General features: G+C 73.6%; 16 protein-coding genes and 4 pseudogenes. 7 read left to right on the forward strand and 13 right to left on the reverse strand.

Annotated features, from left to right (window positions below):
• Positions 1-50 precede the first annotated feature (50 nt).
• The 3 genes and pseudogenes from DEH69_RS04220 to DEH69_RS04230 form a co-directional block, all read left to right on the forward strand.
• A pseudogene (locus DEH69_RS04220) lies at positions 51-413 on the forward strand (response regulator transcription factor); the annotation flags it as partial.
• A gap of 140 nt (positions 414-553) precedes the next feature.
• Positions 554-2,673: pseudogene (locus DEH69_RS04225) on the forward strand (MMPL family transporter).
• A gap of 190 nt (positions 2,674-2,863) precedes the next feature.
• Complete coding sequence (locus DEH69_RS04230) at positions 2,864-3,253, forward strand: nuclear transport factor 2 family protein (protein ID WP_113685516.1); 390 nt, start codon at positions 2,864-2,866, stop codon at positions 3,251-3,253.
• 1 nt (position 3,254) lies between these two features.
• Here DEH69_RS04230 and DEH69_RS04235 read toward each other — a convergent pair whose 3' ends face one another.
• Together DEH69_RS04235 and DEH69_RS04240 are read right to left on the reverse strand one after the other, a co-directional pair.
• A complete protein-coding gene (locus DEH69_RS04235) occupies positions 3,255-4,946 on the reverse strand; it encodes a hypothetical protein (RefSeq protein WP_113685517.1) in 1,692 nt (563 codons plus the stop codon).
• 98 nt (positions 4,947-5,044) lie between these two features.
• A pseudogene (locus tag DEH69_RS04240) lies at positions 5,045-5,881 on the reverse strand (ATP-binding cassette domain-containing protein); the annotation flags it as partial.
• A gap of 269 nt (positions 5,882-6,150) precedes the next feature.
• Here DEH69_RS04240 and DEH69_RS04245 point away from each other — a divergent pair.
• Positions 6,151-7,404 carry an IS110 family transposase gene (locus tag DEH69_RS04245; protein ID WP_220131180.1) on the forward strand — a complete coding sequence of 418 codons (1,254 nt, stop codon included), beginning with the start codon at positions 6,151-6,153 and terminating at the stop codon, positions 7,402-7,404.
• A 283-nt stretch (positions 7,405-7,687) separates the two neighbouring features.
• On the opposite strand, the gene DEH69_RS04250 is transcribed toward DEH69_RS04245, so the two are convergent.
• The 3 genes from DEH69_RS04250 to DEH69_RS04260 are packed head-to-tail and all read right to left on the reverse strand — an operon-like array spanning position 7,688 to position 13,231.
• Complete coding sequence (locus DEH69_RS04250; protein ID WP_113685520.1) at positions 7,688-10,735, reverse strand: FAD-binding and (Fe-S)-binding domain-containing protein; 3,048 nt, start codon at positions 10,733-10,735, stop codon at positions 7,688-7,690.
• Between the two features lie 46 nt (positions 10,736-10,781).
• The gene (locus tag DEH69_RS04255) at positions 10,782-11,408 is read right to left on the reverse strand and encodes an NADPH-dependent F420 reductase (protein ID WP_113685521.1); all 627 of its coding nucleotides are present in this window, start codon (positions 11,406-11,408) and stop codon (positions 10,782-10,784) included.
• Between the two features lie 50 nt (positions 11,409-11,458).
• Entirely contained in the window at positions 11,459-13,231 is a 1,773-nt protein-coding gene (locus DEH69_RS04260) for a thiamine pyrophosphate-binding protein (protein WP_113685522.1), read from the reverse strand.
• Between the two features lie 119 nt (positions 13,232-13,350).
• On the opposite strand from DEH69_RS04260, the gene DEH69_RS04265 reads away from it, so the two are divergent.
• Positions 13,351-14,277: a hypothetical protein gene (locus tag DEH69_RS04265; protein ID WP_113685523.1), complete on the forward strand. Its 927-nt coding sequence runs from the start codon at positions 13,351-13,353 to the stop codon at positions 14,275-14,277.
• Between the two features lie 16 nt (positions 14,278-14,293).
• Here the strand turns inward: DEH69_RS04265 and DEH69_RS04270 are convergent, their stop codons facing one another.
• Together DEH69_RS04270 and DEH69_RS04275 are read right to left on the reverse strand one after the other, a co-directional pair.
• On the reverse strand, positions 14,294-14,905 hold the full coding sequence (locus tag DEH69_RS04270; protein WP_113685524.1) for a hypothetical protein: 612 nt from the start codon (positions 14,903-14,905) through the stop codon (positions 14,294-14,296).
• A complete protein-coding gene (locus DEH69_RS04275; protein WP_113685525.1) occupies positions 14,902-15,711 on the reverse strand; it encodes a MerR family transcriptional regulator in 810 nt (269 codons plus the stop codon). Before DEH69_RS04275 ends, DEH69_RS04270 begins: the two co-directional genes overlap by 4 nt.
• Positions 15,712-15,815: 104 nt before the next feature.
• Here DEH69_RS04275 and DEH69_RS04280 point away from each other — a divergent pair, with 104 nt between their 5' ends.
• The gene (locus DEH69_RS04280; protein ID WP_258534421.1) at positions 15,816-16,292 is read left to right on the forward strand and encodes a DUF6174 domain-containing protein; all 477 of its coding nucleotides are present in this window, start codon (positions 15,816-15,818) and stop codon (positions 16,290-16,292) included.
• 69 nt (positions 16,293-16,361) lie between these two features.
• On the opposite strand, the gene DEH69_RS04285 is transcribed toward DEH69_RS04280, so the two are convergent.
• Positions 16,362-16,778 (reverse strand): YciI family protein, encoded by a 417-nt coding sequence (locus DEH69_RS04285; protein ID WP_113685526.1) that lies wholly within the window; start codon positions 16,776-16,778, stop codon positions 16,362-16,364.
• Positions 16,779-17,021: 243 nt separating this feature from the next.
• Here DEH69_RS04285 and DEH69_RS04290 point away from each other — a divergent pair, with 243 nt between their 5' ends.
• Positions 17,022-17,666 carry an HAD-IA family hydrolase gene (locus tag DEH69_RS04290; RefSeq protein ID WP_113685527.1) on the forward strand — a complete coding sequence of 215 codons (645 nt, stop codon included), beginning with the start codon at positions 17,022-17,024 and terminating at the stop codon, positions 17,664-17,666.
• A gap of 10 nt (positions 17,667-17,676) precedes the next feature.
• Here the strand turns inward: DEH69_RS04290 and DEH69_RS04295 are convergent, their stop codons facing one another.
• The 5 genes and pseudogenes from DEH69_RS04295 to DEH69_RS04315 form a co-directional block, all read right to left on the reverse strand.
• Positions 17,677-20,190 carry an SCO7613 C-terminal domain-containing membrane protein gene (locus tag DEH69_RS04295; protein WP_147255407.1) on the reverse strand — a complete coding sequence of 838 codons (2,514 nt, stop codon included), beginning with the start codon at positions 20,188-20,190 and terminating at the stop codon, positions 17,677-17,679.
• Positions 20,191-20,305: 115 nt separating this feature from the next.
• Positions 20,306-20,503: a hypothetical protein gene (locus DEH69_RS04300; RefSeq protein WP_113685529.1), complete on the reverse strand. Its 198-nt coding sequence runs from the start codon at positions 20,501-20,503 to the stop codon at positions 20,306-20,308.
• A 41-nt stretch (positions 20,504-20,544) separates the two neighbouring features.
• Positions 20,545-20,821 (reverse strand): annotated as a pseudogene (locus tag DEH69_RS32350) (potassium transporter TrkA); the annotation flags it as partial.
• 186 nt (positions 20,822-21,007) lie between these two features.
• Positions 21,008-22,345 carry an ABC transporter permease gene (locus DEH69_RS04310; protein ID WP_113685533.1) on the reverse strand — a complete coding sequence of 446 codons (1,338 nt, stop codon included), beginning with the start codon at positions 22,343-22,345 and terminating at the stop codon, positions 21,008-21,010.
• A gap of 6 nt (positions 22,346-22,351) precedes the next feature.
• Positions 22,352-23,209, reverse strand: a complete 858-nt coding sequence (locus DEH69_RS04315; RefSeq protein ID WP_113685531.1) for an ABC transporter ATP-binding protein — start codon at positions 23,207-23,209, stop codon at positions 22,352-22,354.
• Positions 23,210-23,452 lie beyond the last annotated feature (243 nt).

Here is a 23,452-nt window from a genome sequence, read left to right on the forward strand (position 1 = left end):
TCTCGCTTTTATGATCAAGCTTCGGACAACCCACCTCGTGAAAGCGCGAGGCTAGTGGCTTTCTGCTCAAGGATGTTCGCCGGGATGATCTGGTGCACGCCGTGCGCGTCGTCGCGGCGGGCGACTCGCTGCTCGCGCCCTCTGTCACCCGGCGCCTGGTCGCCGACCTCACCCGCCGCCGCCCCGCCGTTCCCTCCACCCGGCTGAAGGTCCTCACCGCGCGCGAGGAGGAGACCCTGCGGCTGCTGGCCCGTGGTCTGACCAACGCCGAGATCGCCACCGCGCTCGTGGTCAGCGACCACACGGTGAAGACGCATGTGTCCAACATCCTTGCGAAGTTGGGCCTTCGTGACCGCATCCAGGCGGTGATCTGCGCGTACGAGACCGGACTTGTCACTCCCGGGGCCGACTGACCGCCGCCAGGATCCCCCGCGCGGGCGAGTCCCGAGACCGCCCGCACCGGCGATCCGCCGGGCCACCCCCGCCCGCCACGCTGAAGCCTCCCGCACCACCGAGCGCGTCCCGAGCGCACCGCTCGCCCTGAGGAGGCACCATGCTCAGCACGTTCGCACGCGTGGCAACCCGCCGCCCGCTCACCGTCATCGGGGTCTGGGCCCTGCTGCTGGTCGTCGGCTTCGGCATCGGCACCGGAGTCTTCGGCCGCCTGATCGAAACGGTCGAATCCGTGCCCGGAAGCGAATCCGACCGGGCAACGGCCACCCTGGATCAGATCGATCCCCTGGACGGGTCGATCACCGCCGTGATCGAGTCCGACGATGTCACCGATCCCGCGCTGACCGACGAGGTCGAACGCGCCCTCGCCGACGTCCGCGCCCTGCCCGATGTCTCCGCCGTACCCGATCCGATTCCGTCGGAAGACGGCAGAGCCCTGCTGATCCCGATCGAGTTCGCTCGCGACGACGGCGATTCCCTTCAGAACGCGGCCGATCTGATCCGCGCCATTGAGGACCGCGCCAACGCCACCACCGACGCCACCACCGGCGCCGACACCGGCGCCGACGTCGAGGTCAACGTCAGCGGCGGCTCCCTGCTGGGCGACGAGATGGGCGCCCGCGCCCAGGAGGACGTCCAGCGCGCCGAGTTGATCTCGCTGCCCGTCGTCCTCGCGCTGCTCCTGGTCATCTTCGGCGGGCTGCGCGCCGCCGGGCTCCCGCTGATCGTGGCGGTCAGCGGCGTCGCGGGCGCGTTCCTCGCCCTCCACCTCTTCAGCCTGGTCACCGACATCTCCGTCTACGCCGTCCAGTTGACCACCATGCTCGGGCTCGGCCTCGCCGTGGACTACGCGCTGCTGATGGTGGTCACCTTCCGCGAGGAGCGCCGCGGCACCGACGACGTGGTCGAGGCCGTCACCAGGACCGCGCGGCGCGCGGGGCGGACCGTGCTGTTCTCGGGGCTGACGGTGGCGGTGAGCCTGGCGGGGCTGCTGGTGTTCCCGAGCCCGTTCCTGCGCAGCATGGGACTGGCCGCCGCCGCGGTGGTGGTCGTGGACATGCTGGCGGCGTTGACGCTGCTGCCCGCGCTGCTCGCCCGCTTCGGGAAGAAGATCGCGCCCGCGAGGCCCGCGGCCGACTCGGGAGCCTTCTTCGCCCGCGTGGCCCGCTTCGCCGCCCGCCGCCCGCCGCCCGCCGCCCGCTGATCGTGACCGCGGCGACCGTGGTGCCCCTCGTGCTCGTCGCGTCTCCGGTCGCGGGGCTCACCATGGCCGTGGGGGACGCCCGTTCGCTGCCCGCGTCGACCGAGGCCAGGGGCCTCTACGACGCCATCGAGGATCACTATCCCGAGGGAACCGGCATCTCCCCGATCACCGTTCTGATGCGACCTGATGCCGATCCGGACATCGCCGAACGCGTTCAGTCGCTCCCCGGCGTCGCCTCGGCCAGCACCACCCCGCTGGACAACGGCGCGGTGATCGTGCGCCTCACCCCCGCGGGCGAGGTGGACGGGCCCACCGCGACCGGCCTCGTCGAGGACATCCGCGCCCTGCGCGGCGACGAGCCGGTCGAGGTCACCGGCCCCGCGGCCCGCCTCGTCGACTTCCGCGCCATGCTCGCCGAACGCACCCCCTGGGCGGTCGCGATCGTTCTGGTCGCCATCTTCATGCTGTTGTTCGCCTTCACCGGATCACTTCTGCTGCCGATCCGAACGATCCTGACCACCCTGCTGAGCCTTGGCGCCGCTCTCGGCGCCGTCGTGCTCGTCTTCCAGAACGACCTGGGCGCCCTCAACATCACCGCGCCGCCGCTCATCCTCGCGATCGCCTTCGGCCTCGCGATGGACTACGAGCTGTTCATCCTGGCCCGCATGCGCGAGGCGTGGCTCGACAGCGGCGACCCGCACACGGCCGTGGTCACCGGGCTGCGCCGCTCGGGCCGCGTGGTCAGCTGCGCGGCGCTGCTCCTGGCCGTGGTGTTTGGCGCGTTTATGACCGGCGGCTTCTCCCCGATCCTCCAGATCGGCCTCGGCCTCACCCTCGCCGTCCTCATCGACGCCACCTTGGTCCGCATGCTCCTCGTCCCCGCGACGATGACCCTCATGGGCCACCACGCCTGGTGGTCTCCCACCCCCCTGCGCACCCTCCACACCCGCTACGGCCTGAACGAGGCCCCGACCGCACCCCCGACCGCACCCCCGACCCCGGCCAAGACCCCCTGAGAAGATCCGCGCCGAACGGGGAGGTGCGCCATGGCGGCGGCAGGGGGCCCGACACGGCGCAGGGCGCCGGAGGCGTCGGCGTCATACCTCCCCGGTAGTAGGAGGATGCCCTCCTCCCGGCTGATGTGGCGCGGGGCCGACTCGACGGAGGGTGGGGGTCGCGACCACCCCACGCGCGAGGAGGCGGGACATGCAAGGTGACAGGGAGCTCGTTGAGTTCGGCGGGCGATGGGCCAGGGCCGAGCTGCGGGGCGACATCGAGGCGTTGGACACCCTCCTCACCGGCGACTTCGCCGCCGTGGGCCCCCTCGGCACGGTCCTCGACCGCGGCCGGTGGCTGGCGCGCTACTCATCCGGCGCCCTGGTGCACGACCTGTTCACCTGGGAGGACGTCGAGCTGCGCCGCTACGGCGGCGCGGCCGTCGCGCTCGGCGTGCAGCGGCAGCAGAGCGTCTACGAGGGCCGCGACGTGGAAGGGGCGTTCCGCGTCAGCCAGTTCCTCACGGCGGCCCATGGCGCCTGGCGCCTGGCCGCCCTCCACCTCACCCCCATCGGCGAACGCACGGCGCTGATGGTGTGACTCAGGCCGCGGGCGCCTTGGGCCATGGGGTCGCGTCGCGGGCCGCGTCCAGGATGTCGCCGAGGCGGCGCCACGCGTGCGGGCCCTCCGGGCCGATCGGGCTCGCGGCCAGCCGCTCCCACGCCGCCCTGTCGTCGCCGAGCGCGGCGGCGACCAGGGCGGTCACCGCGGGGGACGCGTCGCTCAGGGCGGCCCACGCGGGCAGCGCGCGTATCGTCTCCGCGGCGCACTCGGGGGCGGAGAGCGCCGCGCGGGTCCACGCCTGCGCGCCGGGGCCGTCCCCGAGCAGGCGCCGCAGGCCGAGCGTGAGCCGCGGCAGCGCCTCGGCCGGGGCCGAGTGCCGGGACAGCACCGCGGCGAAGTCGCCCCGCCCGCCCAGCGCGAACGCCAGCAGCGCCTTCTCCACCAGCGCGTCATCGCCCGCGTGCCGGTCCAGATAGGCGCCGAGCACCCGCTCGGGCGCGTGCGCCAGCTCGTGCGGCGACACCGCGTCAGGGGCCGCGGGGACCTCGGCGACGGCGCGTTCGAGCGTGGCCAGCGCGTCGTCGAACTCCCGCGAGCCCCGGCGCAGATGACGCCCCCGCCGCGCGTCGGCCACCAGCGCTCGCAGCCGCTCGCGCAACGGCCCTTCCACGGACGGCAGATACGCCAGCGCCACCGCGACCCAGCGCAGCTGGTCCACCCGGCCGACCGGACGCCCCGGCTCGGGCTCCCACAGCGCCAACGCCTCGGCCGCCGTCTCCGCGAACCGGCGCGCCAGCCCCACCCGCGCCTCCTCTGACAGGAGCCACCCCTCGGCGGGGCCGCGCAGCAGGCTCCGCCAGCGGCCATCCGCCGCCGAGGCCATCCAGTGCGCCGCCGCGCCCGCGCCCCGGTCCACGTCGAGGCCGAGGTCGCCCAGGTACGCCTCGGGCAGCCGCCGCGCCTCCTCGGAGAGCGCGTCGAGATCGTCGGCGAACCGCTCCCGCGCGGCCTCCCGCGCCAGGCCCCCGCGTATCTCCCGGCAGACCTTGGCGGTCAGCACCGCCCCCGCGAACTGTTCAAGATCCGCCAGCGCCACCTCCGTGAGCAGCCGCGGATCGGCCGAGTCCACCAGCTCGTCCATCAGCAGGTGCCGGATCTCCGCCTGCGCCGGGGAGCCCGCGAGCAGCGCCATGAGCCGCCGCTGCCTGCCCCGGTGGCGCCGCAGCAGCTCGAGCCACATCCCCCGCCACGCCGCCCGAGCGGCGCGGTGCTCCCGCGTCCACCGCTCGATGCTCTCGCCCTCGCGGAGCTGCGCGGGCGGCCCCGGCAGCAGCCGGACCGCCGCGTCGAACACGGCCTCGGGTATCCGCTCGGGATCCGCGTCGACCAGCACGGCCCACGCGGCCGACCGGCCGTCGGGCGGCTCGGCCGTCATCGGCCGCGGCTCCGGCGCGCGGCGCCGCAGCTCGGCGATCACCTCGGCCGTGAGCGACCCCGCGCCCTCCGCGAGCCGCGCCATGTGCCCGTCGGGCGCGGCCCGCAGCGTCTCGGCGCGCAGCGCCGCCGGGCAGTCCGGGTGGGTCAACGCGGCCCGCGCCGCCTCGGCGTCCTCGCTGGCCGCCGCCGTCGCAAGCAACGCCGCGGGCACCGTGCGCCCCGAGCCGCCGCCCGCCGCGAACGGGCCGTTCAGCAGCGCCCGCAGCACCCCCGCGGGCAGCGGCGGGCTCACCGCCCGGCCCCCGCGGCCATGTCCTGGCCCGCCCTCATGTCCTGGCCCGCCCTCATGTCCTGGCCCGCCCTCATATCCTGGCCCGCTCCCATGCTCTTGCCCACATAGGTCCGCAGACGCCGGGCCGTCAGTGTGTCCCCGCTGGCCACCAGGTCCGCGGGAGTTCCCGTGAACACCACCTGACCGCCGTCGTGCCCCGCGCCGGGGCCGAGGTCGATCAGCCAGTCCGCGTGGGCCATCACGGCCTGGTGGTGCTCGATGACGATCACGGTGTTCCCGGCGTCGACCAGGCGGTCGAGCAGCGCGAGCAGCTGATCGACATCGGCCAGGTGCGGGCCCGTGGTCGGCTCGTCGAGCACATGGATCGCGGCCTTCTCCGCCATGTGGATCGCCAGCTTCAGCCGCTGCCGCTCCCCGCCCGACAGCGTCGTCAACGGCTGCCCGAGGCGCACATAGCCGAGGCCCACGTCCCTCAGCCGCCCCAGCACCGCCGCGGCCTGCCCCGAGGGGAAGAACGCGTGCGCCTCCGCCACGGACATGGCCAGGACCTCGCTGATGTTCTTGCCGTCGAGCGTGTACGTCAGCACCTCGGGCGTGAACCGCTTCCCCTGGCACTGCTCGCACACCGACGCCACGCCCGCCATCATCGCGAGGACCGTGTAGACGAGCCCTATCCCGTTGCAGCGGGAGCAGGTGCCCATCCGCTCCTGGTCCACGACGATGGCCGCGCTGAGATTCCGCAGCTGGCCGACGTCGGGCCGCCCCAGGCTCGGCATGAACGACTGGATGAACGCGGTGTACGTCTCGTTGATCAGCCGCTGCGACTCCGCCGCGATCGTCCCGAACACCGGCGACGACTTCCCCGAACCCGAGACCCCGGTGAAGACGCTGAGCCGCCGCTTCGGTATGTCGAGGGAGACATCCCGAAGGTCGTTCTCCCGGGCGCGGCGCACCTGGATCACGTCATGGCTGTCGGCGGCCGCCCGTTCGGCGCTCATTAGAGGACCATCCCTTCTGCAGCCCTCACGAGTAGGGTTGTGACCTCTCGGTCCCGGTGGGTGCACGGCCATGGGCGCGCGCTACGCGATAGCCACGATGAGTTCCGCCGGCCCCACCGGGCCGAGGCCGTCTGATCGGCTTCAGGGACACGCCCCGTAGAGGGCCGATTAATGAGCTTCCGGCAGACGACCTCACCACCGGGCAGGTGCTTCGCGCACGGCACTGGAGTACGCACCTCGTGTTCATCGGATGGGACTGGGCGACCGAGACCCATGACGTGACCGTCATGGACGAGTCCGGCAGGCGCATCGACCGGTGGGAACTCGCCCACACCGAAGAGGGGTTCGCCAAGACCCTGGCCCGGCTGCGCCGGCACGGCGCCCCGGCCGACCTGCCCGTGGCGATCGAGACCACCCGCGGTCTCGCGGTGGACCGGCTGCTGGCCGCCGGGCACCCGGTGGTGCCGGTGCACCCGAACGCCTTCCACGCGATGCGGGCACGCTGGGGCGCCTCCAAGGCCAAGACCGACGCGGGCGACAGCATGAAGCTCGCCGACTACCTGCGCACCGACGGGCACTTGCTGCCCCGCCTGGAGCCCACCGACCAGGCCACCTTGGGCCTGCAGGCCCTCACCCGGCAGCGCGCCGACCACGTCGAGGCCAAGGTCGCTGCCGTCAACCAGCTTGCCGCGCTCCTGGACGAGCACTGGCCCGGCGGCAAAGCGGTGTTCGCCAACCTGGACAGCGACATCGCCATGGCCTTCCTGGAGCGTTACCCCACCCCGGCCTCGGCGGCCAAACTCACCGCGGGACGACTCGAAGCCTGGTGCAAGCACCGCGGCTACTCCGGCAAGAAGCCAGGCAGCGTCCTGATCGAGCGCCTGCGCACTGCCCCGACGGCAGCCTCCCGCCTCGGCGGCGACGTCGTCAAACAACTCATCCGGGTCCAGGTCCAGCTGGTGCAGGGCATCCGCACGACCATCCGCACGCTGGACAAGGCCATCGCCGAAGCCGCCGAAACCCACCCCTACGCACCACTGTTCGCGACCATGCCACGGATCGGGAAGGTCAACCTCGGACAGATCATCGGCGAGATCGGCCCCATCCTGGAACGCACCCAAACCTGCGAACAGCTGATCGCGGAGACCGGTGTCGTCCCGGTCACCCGCGCCTCGGGCAAGTCCCACGCGGTCAGCTTCCGCTTCGCGACCAACCGCAGAGCCCGTCTGACCCTGACCACGTTCGCCGACAACAGCCGACACAGCAGCGACTGGGCCGCCAAGATCTACAACGACGCCCGGGCCCGCAAGAAGCGACACCCCCACGCCACCCGCATCCTCGCCCGCGCCTGGCTCCGCGTGATCTGGGCCTGCTGGCGCGACGGCACCTGCTACGACCCCGCCACCCACCAAGCCAACGGAAAGATCGCCACGGCCGCCGACATACCACTGGCGGCATAGGGGTTGACTCAGGAAACTCATCGCACTCCCCCCTCCCGCTGTGGACACCCCCGATCATGACACCGCCCACTGACACCGCCCACTGACACCGCCCCCGGAGCGGTACGAGGCGTGCGGGGTGAGCACCATGTCCGTCCAGCCGACGCACGGGTGCGGGGCCGAGGACGGTGAGCGGGTGCCACGTACGGCCGACGGCATCGCCGCCGCGCTGGCGCCGCGTCGCCGCACTGCGTCCTGACCCGGGGCCAGCCCTGCTGACGCGCTCGGCGGCTCCCGCCGCGCGCTACCCCCTTCCCCGGCGCGCGTTCGCCCTGCGGGCCAGCAGGACGGCGGCGATGAGGGCCGTGCCCGTCGCGCCCGCGGGGAGGAGGCGGGTGGGGCGCGTGCCGGGGGGCTCCATCGACTCGCGGGGCGGGTCGGGGAGCGCCGCGGCCAGGGCCTCGGCGAGGTGGGCGGGGGCGCGGTCGCGTTCGGCCTGGGAGATCTGGGTGCGGCAGCTGAAGCCGTCGGCCAGGACCAGGGAGTCCTTCGGCGCCCGGCGCACCGCGGGCAGCAGGGCCGCCTCGGCGCACGCCATCGAGACGTCGTAGTGGCCGCGTTCGAAGCCGAAGTTGCCCGCGAGGCCGCAGCAGCCCGCGTCCAGGATGTCGGCCTCGATCCCGGCCCGCCGCAGCAGGTCGCGTTCGGCGTCGAAGCCGAGCACCGCGTACTGGTGGCAGTGGCGCTGCACGACCGCGTGCGCGTCGACGGGCGGGGGGCGCCAGTCGGGGGCGCGCTCGTTGAGCAGCTCGGCCAGGGTGCGGGTCTGGTCGCGCAGGCGCGTGATGTCGTCGGAGCGCGGCAGTAGCTCGGAGGCGTCGGCGCGGAAGACCGCGGCGCAGCTGGGCTCGAGGCCGACGACGGGGATCCCGGCGTGCAGGTCGTCGCGGAGCACGGCCGCGGTGTGCCGGAGCGCGCGGCGTGCGATGTCGAGCTGGCCCGTGGAGATCCATGTCAGGCCGCAACAGACCGCGCGCGTGGGCACCTTGACGCGGAAGTCGGCCGCCTCCAACACCTCGACCGCCGCGCGCGCCACCGACGGGTGGAAGTGGTCGGTGAACGTGTCCGGGAAGAGCACCACCTGGCCGCGCCGCCCGCTGCCGCGCGGCTCGCCGCGTTCGCGCCACCACGTCGTGAACCGCTGCTCGGCGAACGCGGGCAGGTCGCGTTCGGGGGCGATGCCGCCCAGGGCCTTGGCGGCGCGCGCCAGCAGGGGGGCGGAGGTCATGGCGTTGACCGCGCGCGGGGCGTGCGCCGCCAGGCGTGCGACCAGGGGGAGCCAGCCCATCGAGTAGTGCGCGCGCGGGCGTACGCGCCCCGCCCAGTGGTGGTGCAGGAACTCGGCCTTGTAGGTCGCCATGTCGACATTGACCGGGCAGTCGGTCTTGCAGCCCTTGCAGGACAGGCAGAGATCCAGGGCATCGGCCACCTCGGTGGAGCGCCAGCCGCCGTCGATCGGCGAGTCGTTGCGCACCATCTCGAAGAGCAGGCGCGCGCGCCCGCGCGTGGAGTGTTCCTCCTCGCGCGTGGCGCGGTAGCTCGGGCACATCACGCCGCCATCGAGCGAGCGGCACTTGCCCACGCCGACGCAACGGGCCGCCGCCCGGCTGAACTTCCCGTCGTCGGCCGGGAACGCGAACACCGTCGGCGGCTCCATCGGCTGGTAGGCCGCGCCGAGGCGCAGGTTCTCGTCCAGGTGGTAGGGGTCGACGACCTTGCCGGGGTTCATGCGGTTGCCGGGGTCGAAGACGGCCTTCAGCCGCTCGAACGCCTCGATCAGCTCGGGCCCGAACATCTTCACCAGCAGCTCACCGCGCGACTGCCCGTCCCCGTGCTCGCCCGAGAGCGAGCCGCCCAGGCCGATGACCAGCTCGGCGGCGCGTTCGACGAAGGCCCGCATCCGCGTCACGCCCTCGGCCGTCTCCAGGTCGAAAGGGATGCGGGTGTGCACGCAGCCGTGCCCGAAGTGGCCGTAGACCGCGGGGCGGCCATAGCCGAACTCCCGGCAGAGCGCCTGGGATCCGCGCAGGTAGTCGCCAAGGCGCTCGGGGGGCACGGCCGCGTCCTCCCAGCCCTCCCACGTGTCGGGGCGGCCCGGTACATGGGCCGTCGCGCCCAGGCCCGACTCGCGCACGAGCCACAGTTCCGACTGGTGGCGCGGGTCGTCGTACCAGGTGTGCGCGACACCGTTGGGGAGCGCGTTCAACAGCTCGCGCGCCTTCCCGTCCGCCTCCTCGCGCGTCTCCCCCGTGAACTCGACCATCAGATACGCCGAGCCCGACGGCAGGATCCGCAGCCCGTCGGGGTTGAGGTGCTTGATCCGCTGGTCGGTGACGAGCTGGTCGTCCACGCCCTCCAGCGTGTGCGGGCGGTGCGCGAGGACCGCGGGGACGCCGTCGGCCGCGGCGCCGATGTCGGGGTAGCCGAGGACGACGAGCGCGGTGTGCTTCTCGACGGGGACCAGCTCAAGCTCGGCGCGCAGCACCGTGACCAGCGTGGACTCCGAGCCGACGAGCAGCCCTGCCACGTCGAAGCCGTGCTCGGGCAGGAGCGAGTCGAGGTTGTAGCCGGAGACGCGGCGTGGGATGTCGGGGTAACGTTCCCTGATCAGCTCGGCGTACCGCTCGCGGAGCGCCACCAGGTGCCGGTGGATGTCGGCCTCGCGGCCGTTGCCCGAGACCAGGCGGGCCAGCTCGTCGTCGGATGTGGGGCCGACCCACATCCGCACGCCGTCGTAGGTGAGGATCTCGAGCCGGGCGATGTTGTCGACGACCTTGCCGTAGGTCTGGGCGGTGGAGCCGCAGGAGTTGTTGCCGATCATCCCGCCGATCGTGCAGTTGGGGTGGGTGGCGGGCCTGGGGCCGTACATCAGGCCGTGGGGGGCCAGGCGCCGGTTGAGGTCGTCGAGCACGATGCCCGGCTCGACGACGCACACCCGGCGCCCGGCGTCGAGGGAGACGAGGCGGTGGCAGTACTTGCTCCAGTCGATCACCACGGCCGCGTTGCAGCACTGGCCAGCGAGGGACGTTCCGCCGCCGCGCGACAGCAGCGGCACGTCGTGCTCGTGGCACACCGCGACCGCCTCGGCGGCGGCCTCGGGGGTGCGGGGGAGGACGACGCCGATGGGGACCTGCCGGTAGTTGGAGGCGTCCGTCGCATAGGCGGCCCTGCTGCCCGCGTCGAAACGCACCTCGCCGTCCACCCGTTCGCGCAGGGCGGACGCGAGGGCGTCCGGGTCGGCGGTCACCGGCGGGCGGCGGACCATGGGCATCGGCAGGTCGATCGGGTCCATAGGGCGTCCTCTTCGGCGGGGCTGGGGGCCGCGGTGGTCGGGCGGCTCAGGCCGCGTCGAGCAGGCTGTGGGTCTCGTCGGCGGACAGCTCGGCGGTGTAGACGCGGCTGCCCGGCTGGTGCTTGCGGCCGCCCGTCGCGAGGTCGCCCGCGTCCACCGCGTCAAAGCCGATCTGGTCGATCAGTGCGCTGACGGTGCGCTTGGCCTCCTCGTCGTCGGCCGAGACGGGGATGGCGAGGCGGTCGGGCGCGCCCCTGGGGCGTGCGCGGTCGCGCAGGTTGTACCAGTAGATGGCGTTGAACGACTTCACCACGCGGGCCTGCGTGTACTCCTGGATCTTCTCGCTCGACGTGGTGCTGTCGTCGTCGAGCTCGGGATCGGCGCCGTCGCGCTGGGGGTAGTAGTTGCAGGTGTCGCTGACGATCTTGCCGCGCAGCGCGGCGGCTGGCAGCTCGAGGTAGCGGCCGTAGGGGATGGAGACGACGACCACGTCGCCGAAGTCCGCCGCCTCGTCGGCCGTGACGGCGCGGATCGAGCCCTCGGTCGCCTCGACCAGGTCCTCCAGGGTGCCGGGGCCACGGGAGTTGGCGATGGCCACGTCGTGGCCCGCGCCGGTGAGGTGGGCGGCGAGGGTGGCGCCGATGTGGCCGGCGCCGATCATGCCGATGCGCATGGGTGTGCCCTTCTTTCGTTGTGTTGCGTGTGGGTCAGGTCCCGGGCCCGTCACTTGTGGGTGAGCTGCTCGATCCGGTCCTTGGCCAGCGTGGTGGCGATGGTGGTGCGGCGCGGCTGGCCCTTCGCGAACGCCTCGGCGAACTTCTTCGCCTGCCCGTACTCGACCTTGCCCGGCATCGGCGGCTCGTCCTGGTCCACGTCGATGTCGACCAGCGAGGGGCCGTCGTGCCCGAGCGCCTGCTTGATCGCCTTGGTCACGTCCTTGCCCCGGCCCACCTTGAGGCCGTGGCCGCCGCAGGCGCGCGCCCAGGCGGAGAAGTCGGTGAACGGCTCCTGGTAGCGGACGCCGTGCTCGGGGTAGCCGAGGACCATCTGCTCCCAGAGGATCTGGCCGAGGGAGTTGTTGTTGTTGATCACGACGGTGATCGGCAGCTTCGCGTGGACCGCGGTGATGAAGTCGGCCATCAGCATGGCGAATCCGCCGTCGCCGATGTACGCGATGACCTGTCGCCCGGGGAACGCGTGCTGCATCGCGATGGCGTAGGGCAGCCCCGGGGCCATGCTGGCAAGGTTGCCGGAGATAAAGAAGTCGCGATCCCTGCGGATCGTCCAGTGCCGCGCCGCCCACGTGGCGACGGTGCCGCTGTCGCACGTCAGGATCGCGTCGTCCGACGCCAGGTCGTCGATCGCCCCGATCACGTGCTGGGGGGCGACGGGATTGCGGCGGGGGTTCTCCAGGGCCTCCATCCGCTTGCGCCACTTGTCCATTGCCGCCTGGTACTTCTCCAGGTGGCGGCGGTCCTTCTTGGGGTGCAGCAGCGGGAGCAGCGCCGCCAGCCCCTCCTTCGCGTCGCCGATGACCGGCGCCTCCACCGGCATTCGCACGCCGGCGCGCGCTGGCTCGGCCTCCAGCTGAACGGTGCGGACCGAGCCGGGCTGCGGAAGGTGCTGCGTGTAGGGGAAGTTGCAGCCGACCATGAACAACGTGTCGCAGTCGTCGATCAGCTCCTCGCCAGGGCGCGTGCCGAGCAGGCCGATGCCGCCCACGGCGAACGGGCTGTCGTCCGGGATCACCGCCTTGCCCGGCAACGTCTTGATGACTGGGGCGCCGAGCGTGTCCGCGACCGCCAGGATCTCGTCCCGCGCGCCGCGCGCCCCGACGCCCGCGAGGATGGCGACCCTGCGCCCGGCGTTCAGCACCTCGGCGGCCTTCCGCAGATCGGATGCGCGCGGCAGGCCGGGCGCCGGCGTGTACACCGGCGCGGTGGCGGGTGGGCGCGCCGGGGAGACATGGCGCCACGGGTCGGCGTTGGCGTCGGCCACCTGGATGTCGTTCGGCAGCGTCAGATGCGCCACCCCTCGGCGCGAGAGGGCCGTGCGCACGGCGATGTCGACGATGCCGGGCAGTTGGACGGGGTTGCTGATCAGCAGGTTGTAGCAGGACACATCGGCGAAGAGGTGCTCGACGGGCACCTCCTGCTGATAGCCCGTGCCCAGTACGGAGGTCTCCTGGGTGCCGGTGATGGCCAGGACGGGGACATGGTCGAGCTTGGCGTCGTAGAGGCCGTTGAGTAGGTGGATCGCGCCGGGGCCCGAGGTGGCGAGGCAGACCCCGAGCTTTCCGGTCGCCTTGGCGTAGCCGGTGGCCATGAACGCCGCCGACTCCTCGTGGCGGACCAGGATGAACCTGATCCGCTCGCGGTGTCGGCGCAGTGCCTCCATGACTCCGTTGATGCCGTCCCCTGGGAGACCGAACACGGTGTCGACACCCCAGTCGATGAGGCGTTCCACCAGGGCTTCCGATGCGATGCGGTGTGCCATGGGAACACCCGATCCCACGTGGCGCGCGGGGCGAAACCGCTCTTACGCCGACCGGCCCATGCACCGCCCGGCGCAAGGGCGGGGACGGATTGTCAGTGGGGGGTGTCACGCTGGGTGACATGGAGATCGAGGAGTGGCGGTCACCGTCCCTGAGGCGGTGGAGCGGCGAGTGGGCGGACGCTGTGGAGACGGCGGAGGCGGCGGACGTGGCGGAGGTGACGGACGTGGCGGAGGCGACGGACGGCGTGGACGCCGAGGGCAGGAGGCACCGGGAGTGCGGCGCGGCGGCGGGGGCGGTGCCGACGGCGGGGCCGCCAGCGGCGGAGACCAACGGGCTGGCGTGGTTGGTGGGCGAGGGGCGGCGCGTGTCGTACCGCCTCGTGCTCGTCGAGGGCGTCGGCCCTGGGGAGCTGGCCGCGCGGATCGGGGAGGGGCCGCTGCTCGATCCGGTCGACGAGCGGGAGCTGTTGCGGCTGCGGCACGGTGTGAGCGGCTGGAGCTCGGGGCCGCGCCCCGGGCTGGCCCGCGTCGGGACGTGCGGAGGCGGCTGGAGCTTCGCCTACGAGTCGCATCCCGAGCCGTGTCGCTCGGGAAGGCGGGTGGCCGGGCCAGGGGCCGCCGCCTCCCGGGGGACGCGGGCGGTCGCGGTCTGGTCAGGCGCGCCCCCCGGCTCGCCCGCCTCCCTCGGCTCGCCCGGCTTCTTCCATGTGGCCCACGCGGAGGACGAGCGCGAGACCGGCCGGTTCACGCTGGACGAAGGGGACGCCGAGCCATGGCGGGCCGGGGAGATACCCGGGGGCCTGGATCCCGGCCCGTTCTTCCCGGCCGGTGGCCGACGGCGCGAGGCGGAGTATCTGGCGTTCCTCGCCGGGGAGTTGGGCGTCTCGCTGCCGCGCCTCGCCCTCACCGACGGGCGCCTGTCCGCGGTGCGGGTGCCCACGTGGCTGGCGCCTCTTCCCCTGGGTGCCCCGCGGATGACGATCGGCTTCGGGCGCGCCGATCCGACCTCGCGGCCGCGTTCGCGCGAGTGGCCAGGCGGGGGGTGAGGCGTCCGGGCGAGGGCTATGCCGCCGCGTCCCTCGCGCGGGTCAGGGCGTCGATCGCCGCGCGTGGGTCGTCCGCGTAGAAGCGGAGCGTGGTGCGCGCCTCGGCGGGCGCGCCCAGCGGGCGGGCGAACGGGACGGGCCCGGTGAGGTCGACCGTGACGTTGGTCTGGCCCGCCACGTTCAGGGACGTGGTGCCGTCCTCGTCGATCACCAGCTGCTTGCCACCGGGGAAGCGGGGGTCGAGGCGGACGGCGCCCACGCGGTCGGCCGGGACGGCGATGTCGAGCAGCACGCCGTACCGCACGCGCAACGAGCCGTCCGCGCCCACCAGGTGCGGCCGGGTGACGGATGCCGCGTGCAGCTCCACCCCGAACAGCGTGCCCCAGATGCCGAGCACCAGCAGGACCAGGTGCACCAGCGGCCACGGAATGATCAGCGCCAGGACGACCGTCTCAAGAAGGGAGACAAACGTCATGACCCACATGACCGCCGCCTGTGCCGACGCGTAGGACACCGCCGTGTCCCCCGACCCCGCGCCGTGCGGAGGGCGGCGGGTGATCCAGCGCGCCAGCGCGGCGGCCTGGGCCATCTCGTGCCTGAGCAGCCGGAGCGCGGCGCGGCCCCTCACCGGTGACGCTCCCACAGCAGCCGCATCGCCTGCCGCACGACCTCGGCCTGCGCGGGAGCCAGATCGGCGAAGAACGCCGCGGCGAAGCCGCCGCCCGTCTCCGCGCCGATCAGCGCGTCCCCGGCCTCCTCGGCCAGCGACCGCCCGATGTCCTCGGGCATCAGCTCCACGATCGCCCCCGCCACCTCGGCCACCCGGGGATCGGCCGGATCCGCCCCGGCCAGCGCGTCCATCCGCGCGTACACGTCGTAGGCGCGCCGCAGGGCGCCCTGGGCGTCGTCGCCGACGGAGCCGAGCAGCGCCGCGAGCCAGTTGCCGCTTCCGCCCGCCCCTGTGGCGTCGAGCAGCGCCATCAGCTCGCGCTCCTTGGCGGCCATCGCGGGCTCAGGCCCGGGGAGCCCGGCCGAGGCCAGGGCCATGTCGGCGAAGAACGCCGCGAGTTCGGGCGAGACCGGCCCCTCGGGAGGCAGCCCTCCGGCCGCCTCCGCCGACGCCAGCAGCTCCGCGATCCTGGCCCTGCGCCGCCGGATCCGCTCCTCCTGCCGCGCCAGATCGGCGTCCAGCTCGGCGAGGACCTCGCGCAGGTCGTTCCCGGCGTCGTCGTCGAGCGCGTCCCTGACCTCGTCCAGGCTCAGGCCCAGCTCCGTGAGGCGCCGGATCCGGGTGAGGCGGACGGCGTCGGCCAGCCCGTAGACGCGATAGCCGTTGGCCCGCCGCCCGGACTCGGGAAGCAGCCCGATCCGGTGGTAGTGCCGTACGGTGCGGGTGGTGACACCGGCCAGCGCGGCGAGTTCTCCGATACGCATACGGACAGTGAAGACGTTGACGCCGCGACAAGGTCAAGCGGCGCGTGCGCTGGGCGGCCCAGGATCCGTTGGGCGCTCCCCGGCGTCCCAGGGACATGAGGGCCTTGAAACGGGCGGCAGCCCCGCTGAGCCTGGTGGCGCTGTGCCTCGCGCTCGCTGGCTGCGGCGACGACGGCGACGGGGGCAACGGTGGCGGGGAGGGCGGTGGCGCACGGGTCGGCGCCCCCGGCTGGATCGAGCCGGACACCTACCGGTACACCCTGGAATCGCGTTGCGGCGAGCGCGACTTCATCGGCGCCTACGCCATCTCCGTCGCGAACGGCGAGGTGGTCGAGGTCGCGGCGTTGGACGCCTCGGCCAAGGCGTACCTCGGCCGAGGCGGCGACGTGCCCACCATCGCGGGCCTGCTTGACCTCGCCGAACAGGCCAGGCACGAGGGCGCCGACGAGGTCACCACCGACTACCCCGACGGCGCGCCCGAGGGTGAGGGCCCGCCGTCCGCCCTCACGATCGACCGCGACGCGGACGCGATCGACGACGAGGAGTGCTACACGATCAGCGACTACACCCCCGCCGCCTGAGGCGCTGTCGCACGCCCCGGCTCACAGCAGCCGGGCGGCGCAGCAGCTTCTTGACGCCGGACCCGTGCGTCATACGCCCGCGCCGGTGGCGTCGGGGATGGGCCGGATGACGACCGGCAGGGACGGTGACCCGGCGGGCTCGGGGCTGCGCGCGACGCGAGCGGCGATCTCGGTGACCCGCTCCAGGCTCTCGCACTCCAGCACCCAGTATCCGGCGAGCAGTTCCTTGGTCTCGCCGTACGGGCCGTCGGTGATTACCGGCTGGCCGCCGTCGGCGACGCTGACCCAGCGGGCCTGAGCGGGCTCGCTCAGGCCGTTGGCGTCGATCAACTCCCCTGACTCGGCGAGGTCGTTGTTGATCGCGGCCATGTGGTCGACCATCGCCTGGATCTCCTCGGGGGTCCAGGCGGGATGCCCCTCGGACGCCTTGCCGCTCAGCGCCTCGTAACCAGCCTGCGAGCTGAGCACCATGAGCATGTACTTCACGACGATCCCTCTTTCGTTGGGGCGCCACCCTGGCGGGGCGGCTCTCACAGGAGACATCGGAGCCGCCGACCGGTTCTCGACACCTCCGATGACACGCGTTCACGATGATGTTCCGTGCATGATGACGTTCCGGCACCGGCCGCCCCGCGCCGCATCCGCCCACCGGCTGAACGCGCCCCCACCAGGTGAACGCGCCCCCGCGGGGAATGCTCTGGGCGATGGCGTCGAGGAAGGGGGGCGGGGATGGCGTACCGGGGGCTGATCCTGGACTTCGTGGGGGTGCTGACCGAGGGCGTGCGCGAGTCCATCACCGCGTGGGCGGCGGCGGAGGGGCTGCCAGCCGACGCATGGGGTCTGATGCTGGACAGGCACCCCGAAGGGCGAGCGCTCTACCGGGAGTTGGAGCGCGGGGCGCTCTCGCAGCGGGAGTGGAACGCCGCGACCGCGCGCCTCCTCGGCGTCGCCCCCGAGAACCTGATGGGCCGCGCCTGGGCGGGGGTGCGGGCCGCCGCGGGGATGGTCGCGCTGGCGCGCGAGGCGCGGGAGGCCGGGCTCACGGTGGCGATGCTGTCGAACAGCTTCGGCCTCGACCCCTATGACCCGTATGGGCATGTGGGCGTCTGGGACCTGTTCGACGTGGCGGTCATCTCCGAGCGCGAGGGCATCGCGAAGCCCGACCCCGCGATCTATCAACGCGTCCTCGAACGCATGGAGTTGACGGGCGCCGAGTGCGTCTTCGTGGACGACGCGCAGGTCAATCTGCCGCCCGCGCACGCGTATGACATCACCACCGTTCATGCCGACCCGAACGCCGATCGGGCCGTCACCGTGGCGCGGGTGGCGGCACTGCTCGGGCTGCCTCGGCGGGTGGCCGCCCAGCCGGGTTGAGCGTGAGGGCTCACCCCATGCGCCGCCAGGCGGCGCGTATGCGGCGGGCCTCGTTCACGCGGCGCTCGTACGTCGCCCCGAGGCACAGCAGGAGCAGGCCCGCGCAGGCGGGGGGCGTCCAGCGGGGGAGGAGGCCGAGCGCCGTGGTGATGTACGGGCCCCATTCATGCGCGGCGACGAGCGCCACCGTCGCGCCGCCGAGCGCGAGCAGGGCGCCCAGGCGGTGGTGCGCGCCCACGATGGTCACGGCGAGCGCCCCGGCGCTGAGCAGCAGGGCGCGCGCCCCGTCGGGCGCCGAGAACACCGCCATCAGGCTCGGCAGGAACAGCGCCACAAGCCCGGGCCCATAGCCGTGCCACGACGAGACCGAGGCGTCCCCGCGCCGCCGCACGGCGCCCAACACCAGGGCGGCGACGGCCAGATGAAGGGTGTACGCCTCAGGCACCGCGACCTCGGACGCGGCCAGCCGCACCCACAGCGCCGCGCTCAGCAGCGCCGTCGCGGCCACCCCGGCGGGGAACCGGCGCTCGGGGCGCAGCGCCACCGCCGTCGCCATCGTGCCGCAGACGCCCAGCGCGAGCGACGCCGTCGCGGCACCGCCCGAGGCGAGCACGAGCGCCCACCCCGCGACCGCGTACCCGGCGCCCTCGATGGCGGCCGAGCGGGCGCGCGTCGTTCCGGCCCCGGCCGCCACGGCGGCCACCGCCACGCCGAGCACCGCGAACGCCGCCCACTCCGCGGGCACGTCGAGCGCCGCGGGCACCGCGCGGGCCAGCCCCGCGCACCACAGGACGGCCGCCGCCTCGGCCACGCGCCGGTGCGTGGCGTTCACCGCGCGCCCGCGCGCCACCACGAACGCCGCCGCGAGCGCCCCCAACACGGCGAGGGTGGACGCCTGTTCGGCCAGCGCCCAGCCGGTCGCCGTCACCGCGAGCGCGAGGCCGGTCGCCCCCGCCACCGTGTGCCGCGCCAGCAGCAGCCCCACGGCCGCCGCGACGAGCGCGGCCAGCGTCGGCGCATGGCCGACTCCCGCCGCCAGCAGGGCCGTTGCCCCGGTGGCGGCGGCCAGCGGCAACGCCACCCGCGCCGCCCACAGTCGCAACACGGCGCTCTCGCCCAGGCGTTGCGCCGCCGCGGCCACGGCGGCCAGGACCCCGAGCACCAGCGGCGTCGCCGCGCCGCCCGACCAGGCGAGCTCAGGGCCGAGCGCGTCGCGCGCCGGTCCGTCCGGCACCCCGTCCCACGCCGCGCGCGCCCACTCCAGCGGCCCCCACGCCGCCTCCGCCACCACGGGCAGCGCCCACAGCAGCGCCGAGCCCTGCGCGAACGCGGCCGCCAGGCCCAGCCCCGCGCCCATGGACGCCCGGCCCTGGCCGCCGAGCCCGCGGCGTTCGAGCCACCACGCCACCGCCAACAGCCCGACGGACGGCAGCAGATACGCCGGAACCTCCCACCGCCCCAGGCCGCCCGCCGCGCCGAGCAGCGCAAGACCGGCGCCCGCCGCGAGCAACGCCCGCTCCCCCGGCCGACGATGGGCCGCCCACAGCAGCGGCGGCGCGACACCGGCCAGCAGCAACGCGCCGCTCACGGAAGGGGCTTGGGGCCCCGCGGCCGTGCCGTCCAGCGGCAGCGCATCGGCGAGCAGGAGTGCGAGGCCCCCGGTGACCAGCGCGCTCACCCACGCCGTGGCGCGCGTTCTCGCCGAGGGGCGGCGCCGCGCGACCGCCAGGGCGACATCGGCCCAGGCGGTGGCCAGGAGCGCCCATGCGACGTCCTCGGGCCCGCCGTCCAGGGCCAACGCGGCCAGCGGCAAGGCGAGTTGGGCGACCACCACGGCCGTGGGCAGCACCAGCCGCAGCCCGGGATCCGGCAGCAGGCGGTCGTACCAGGCCCAGAGCGCGGCGATCGCCGCCGCGCACGCCGCGGCATAGCCGAGGCCGTCCGCCTCGGGGAACGCCGTGCGGTGCAGCCCGAAGGCGTCGAGGAGCAGCAGGACGAGGCCGAGCGCGGCGACCACCTCGCCCGTGGCGTTCAGGCCCCGCCGCAGTAGCGTCACCGGGACCGCGAGGGCGGCCCCGGTGAGCGTGAGCAGCACGAGTGTGCGGCCGCCGAGGCCAATGCCGCGCCAGCTCAGCAGCATGAACGTCAGCGCGGCCAGGGTCAGCAGCACGCCGCCGAGGATCAGCAGGGTGTCGCGCGCCGTGCCGGGCGCGGCATCGGCGGACGCGGAGGCGGGTGTGGGTGCGGGCGCGCCCTCCGCCAGGGGAACGCCCACCGGGCTGCCCACCGGGCTACCCGCCCGAACGCCCGCCCGCAGCCCGCCGAGCAGCGCCTCCCGCCGCGCGAGCAGCCCCGAGCGCCGCGCGTCAAGGCGTTGCAATTCGCCGTCGATCGCCCGTAGTTCGATGGGCCCTGGCCCCTGCAACGGCAGCCCGCACCCGGGGCAGGGCGCCTGAAGCGGCGCGGCCACGGCCACCGTTGCACGGCAGCCAGGGCAATAGGTCACCGGTGCACTGGTCTCCATGCGCGCCAGCGTCCCGCGCCCCGAGCCCTCGCCACATCCGCTCGACTACTCAGATCCGACCCCAGGTGAGGGGGGCCGTTCGCCCCGCCGCTCATCCCGCCGCTCATCCCGCCGCTCATCCCGCGGCGCCCGACTCGGGGCGCCTGCCGAGCAGTTCGGCGAGGCCGCGGCGCGTCGCCGCGAGCACCACCCGGTCCTCGGGGCGCGGCACATAGCCGCGGCGCAGGTTCCACGGCAGATCGCCGGGCCTGGCCCGTTCCTCATGCCCGGAGATGCCACGCGGCGGGCGGCGCGGCGCGGTCGCGCCGCGCACCGCGCCAAGCGCCTCGAGCGCGCCCGCCTCCAGGACGGGAGGAGCAGCGCCAACGCCGTGGCCCGCTCCACGCCCGCCTGCCGCAGCACGTCATCGGTCGGTTCCTCGGCCGCCAGCTCCGTGACGCGCGGCGCGGGTTCGCCGTCGGACCGGCCCATCGCCGCGGACAGCCGCCCGAGCAGCGCCGCCCGCCGCCCGCCGCCCGCCGCGCCCGGTGCCTCGGGTGGACGGCACGACGAGCGTGACGCGTTCGCGATACACCTCGTGCAGCTCACCGGCAAGCCGGGTGACCAGCGCGTCGTCACCGCACACGATCATGTGGCCCGTCGGGGCGGAAGGGGGAGTGGACAGGCCCCAAGCCTCCTACGCCACACGGCAGTTCGGAATCCCGCGATCATGGAACGGGCCCCCCGACGCCACCGAGGGCAGTCGCGGGGTGCGACTGCCCTCGGGTGGCTGGGGACCTGGGGTGGCTGGGATGGGGAGCGGGGGAGGGCGACCGGTTCAGGCGGCCACCGCCACCGACTCGATGGCCGGGACGCGCAGCGCGCGCCGCGCGGTGACCAGGCTGGTCACCAGCGTCGCCGCCGCGGCGATGCCCACGATGCCGAGCCAGATCCCCAGCCCCTCGTCGGGCAGGGCCTGGTCCGTCCTGGCCGCCGTGAAGGGCACGATTCCCGCGAGCCCGGCCAGCGTTCCGAAGAACACCCCCATGCCCGTGAGCACCAGGGCCTCGACCACGACCATCTTCTGCACCTGCGCCGGGGTCGCCCCGATCAGCCGCTGGCGGCCGAACTCCGCCCGGCGGTAGGAGACCGCCGCGTAGAGGGAGTTGATCAGCATGATGCAGGAGAAGATCACGATGATGCCGACCACGACCATGTTGACGGTCTCGACGTTCTTGTCATCGACCGACCTGGTCAGGCCCGAGGCGTCGAGCGCCGAGCTCTCCACCGCCTGGATGTACAGCGTGGCGATGCCGATCCCGGTGAAGCAGATGAGCGGCATCAGCACACCGGCCAGCTGGTCGGCCCTGCGGCGGATGTTGGTGACCGCCAGGTAGCCGCCCGCGCCGCCGATCAGCGAGACCGGCCGTCCGAACACGGTGAGCAGCATCCGCAGCAGCCCCGGCGAGAGCGCCGCGAAGCCGATGGACAGCAGGATCGCGCCATAGGCCGCGGGGGCCATCAGCGCCGGGTCGTCCGACGGCATCGCGAACGTCGTCGACGCGCCACCCGCGCCCGCGACCACCGCGAGCAGACCACCGATGGTGCGCGCACGGCCGCGCGGCGCGCGCCCCCCGTCCGCCGCCCTGGTCGCCCTGCGCACCGCGAGGAACGCGGCGCCCATGGAGGCCACAAGCGTGACGCCGAACCCCGAGCTCAGCGCGATCGGGCCGAACGCGTAGTCCACGCCGCCCGCCACCTGGTCGGTGTCCTTGAACATCCCGAGCAGCAGCCGCCCACCCAGCATCGCGGGCAGGACGGCGAGCAGGGCGCCGACCACCGCGACCGCCAGGGCCTCGACCATCACCATCCGCTTGATCTGCGCCGGGGTCGCCCCCGAGCAGCGCAGCAGGTGCAGCTCCTCCTGCCGCTGGCGGACGTTGATCGTCAGCGTGGAGGCGATCGCGAAGAACACCAGCAGCGAGCCGTACCCGCCGACCACGCCGCCGGTGAGGTTCAGCGTCTCGGCGCTCGCGTCGTCGACGCCCACCGCGCCCGCGGTGTCGTGCAGGGAGTTGAACATCATGGTGATCGCCGCGCCGAGCGTCGCGGCCATCAGGGTGCCGACAAAACGCCCAGGTCGCTGCCTGACCGATCGCATCGCGAGTGACAGCATCATGGGTCAGTCCCCCGTCCGGACGTTGATGTGGTGGCCGCCCAGGTTCTGGGTGGTGGCCTGGTGGGCGTCGAGGTCGTGGACGGTGGCGTTCTGGGCCACCGCGTCGCCGAGGTGCGCCAGGCGCTCGGCCACGGCGTCCACGGTCGGCGCGTACATGTCGCCCGCGAGGCGACCGTCCGCCAGGAACAGCACCCAGTCGGCATACGAGGCCGCCACCGGGTCGTGGGTCACCATGACCACCGTCCTGCCGTGCTCCTGCACGCTCTCCCGCAGCAGCCGCAGCACGTCCCGCGCGCTGCGCATGTCGAGCGCGCCTGTCGGCTCGTCCGCGAAGATCACGCTGGGCTCGGTGACCAGCGCCCGCGCGATGGCGACGCGCTGCCGCTGGCCGCCGGAGAGCTGGTCGGGCAGGTGGTCGAGGCGGTCCCCGAGGCCCACGTGCGTGAGCACCTCGCGGGTGCGCGCCCTGTTGATCCGGCGCCGCGCCAGCTTGAGGGGGAGCGTGGTGTTCTGCTCCACCGTGAGGGTGGGCATCAGGTTGTACTGCTGGAAGATGAACCCGATCCGGCGCCTGCGGAACTTCGCGAGACCTGACTCTCCGTGCCCGGTCATCTTCGCCCCGTCGACGGTCACGGTCCCCGAGTCGGGGCGGTCGAGCCCCGCCGCGCACTGGAGGAGCGTCGACTTCCCCGAGCCCGATGGGCCCATCACCGCGGTGAAGGTCCCGGCGGGCAGGCTCAGCGACACGTTGTCGAGCGCGGCCACGGCGTTGTCGGCGGAGCCGTAGACCTTGCTGACGCCATCGAGACGCAGGGCCTCCGCGCTCCTGGCAGGCCCGGCCCCGCGGTTCCGACGAAACATTGGTCATCCCTTTCCCGTCCGGCGCCCTGTGCGCCACGTCTACAAAGTTACGGACGGTCGCGGATGCGGACACTACGTCCACGGCCCGAACGTGGGGTGGTGCTGAGTACACCCGGGAGGTGTACTCAGGGGCGGAACGCCGCTGCTGAGGGGACGGGTGGGACTGCGGGGTTCGTTGATCTGCTCGATGGGGAGTGTCCAATAGACGGCGGATCTGATGATCAAGGAGACGCCTGATGAGCG

This window comes from Streptomyces sp. PT12, from assembly GCF_003311645.1.
GTDB lineage: Bacteria > Actinomycetota > Actinomycetes > Streptomycetales > Streptomycetaceae > Streptomyces.

Bases quoted from the DNA above. Each gene is read 5' to 3' on its own strand.
- DEH69_RS04230 (WP_113685516.1), top strand. From the start codon at position 2,864: ATGCAAGGTGACAGGGAGCTCGTTGAGTTCGGCGGGCGATGGGCCAGG.
- DEH69_RS04250 (WP_113685520.1), bottom strand. From the start codon at position 10,735: ATGGACCCGATCGACCTGCCGATGCCCATGGTCCGCCGCCCGCCGGTG.
- DEH69_RS04255 (WP_113685521.1), bottom strand. From the start codon at position 11,408: ATGCGCATCGGCATGATCGGCGCCGGCCACATCGGCGCCACCCTCGCC.
- DEH69_RS04260 (WP_113685522.1), bottom strand. From the start codon at position 13,231: ATGGCACACCGCATCGCATCGGAAGCCCTGGTGGAACGCCTCATCGAC.
- DEH69_RS04265 (WP_113685523.1), top strand. From the start codon at position 13,351: ATGGAGATCGAGGAGTGGCGGTCACCGTCCCTGAGGCGGTGGAGCGGC.
- DEH69_RS04275 (WP_113685525.1), bottom strand. From the start codon at position 15,711: ATGCGTATCGGAGAACTCGCCGCGCTGGCCGGTGTCACCACCCGCACC.
- DEH69_RS04290 (WP_113685527.1), top strand. From the start codon at position 17,022: ATGGCGTACCGGGGGCTGATCCTGGACTTCGTGGGGGTGCTGACCGAG.
- DEH69_RS04295 (WP_147255407.1), bottom strand. From the start codon at position 20,190: ATGGAGACCAGTGCACCGGTGACCTATTGCCCTGGCTGCCGTGCAACG.
- DEH69_RS04310 (WP_113685533.1), bottom strand. From the start codon at position 22,345: ATGCTGTCACTCGCGATGCGATCGGTCAGGCAGCGACCTGGGCGTTTT.
- DEH69_RS04315 (WP_113685531.1), bottom strand. From the start codon at position 23,209: ATGTTTCGTCGGAACCGCGGGGCCGGGCCTGCCAGGAGCGCGGAGGCC.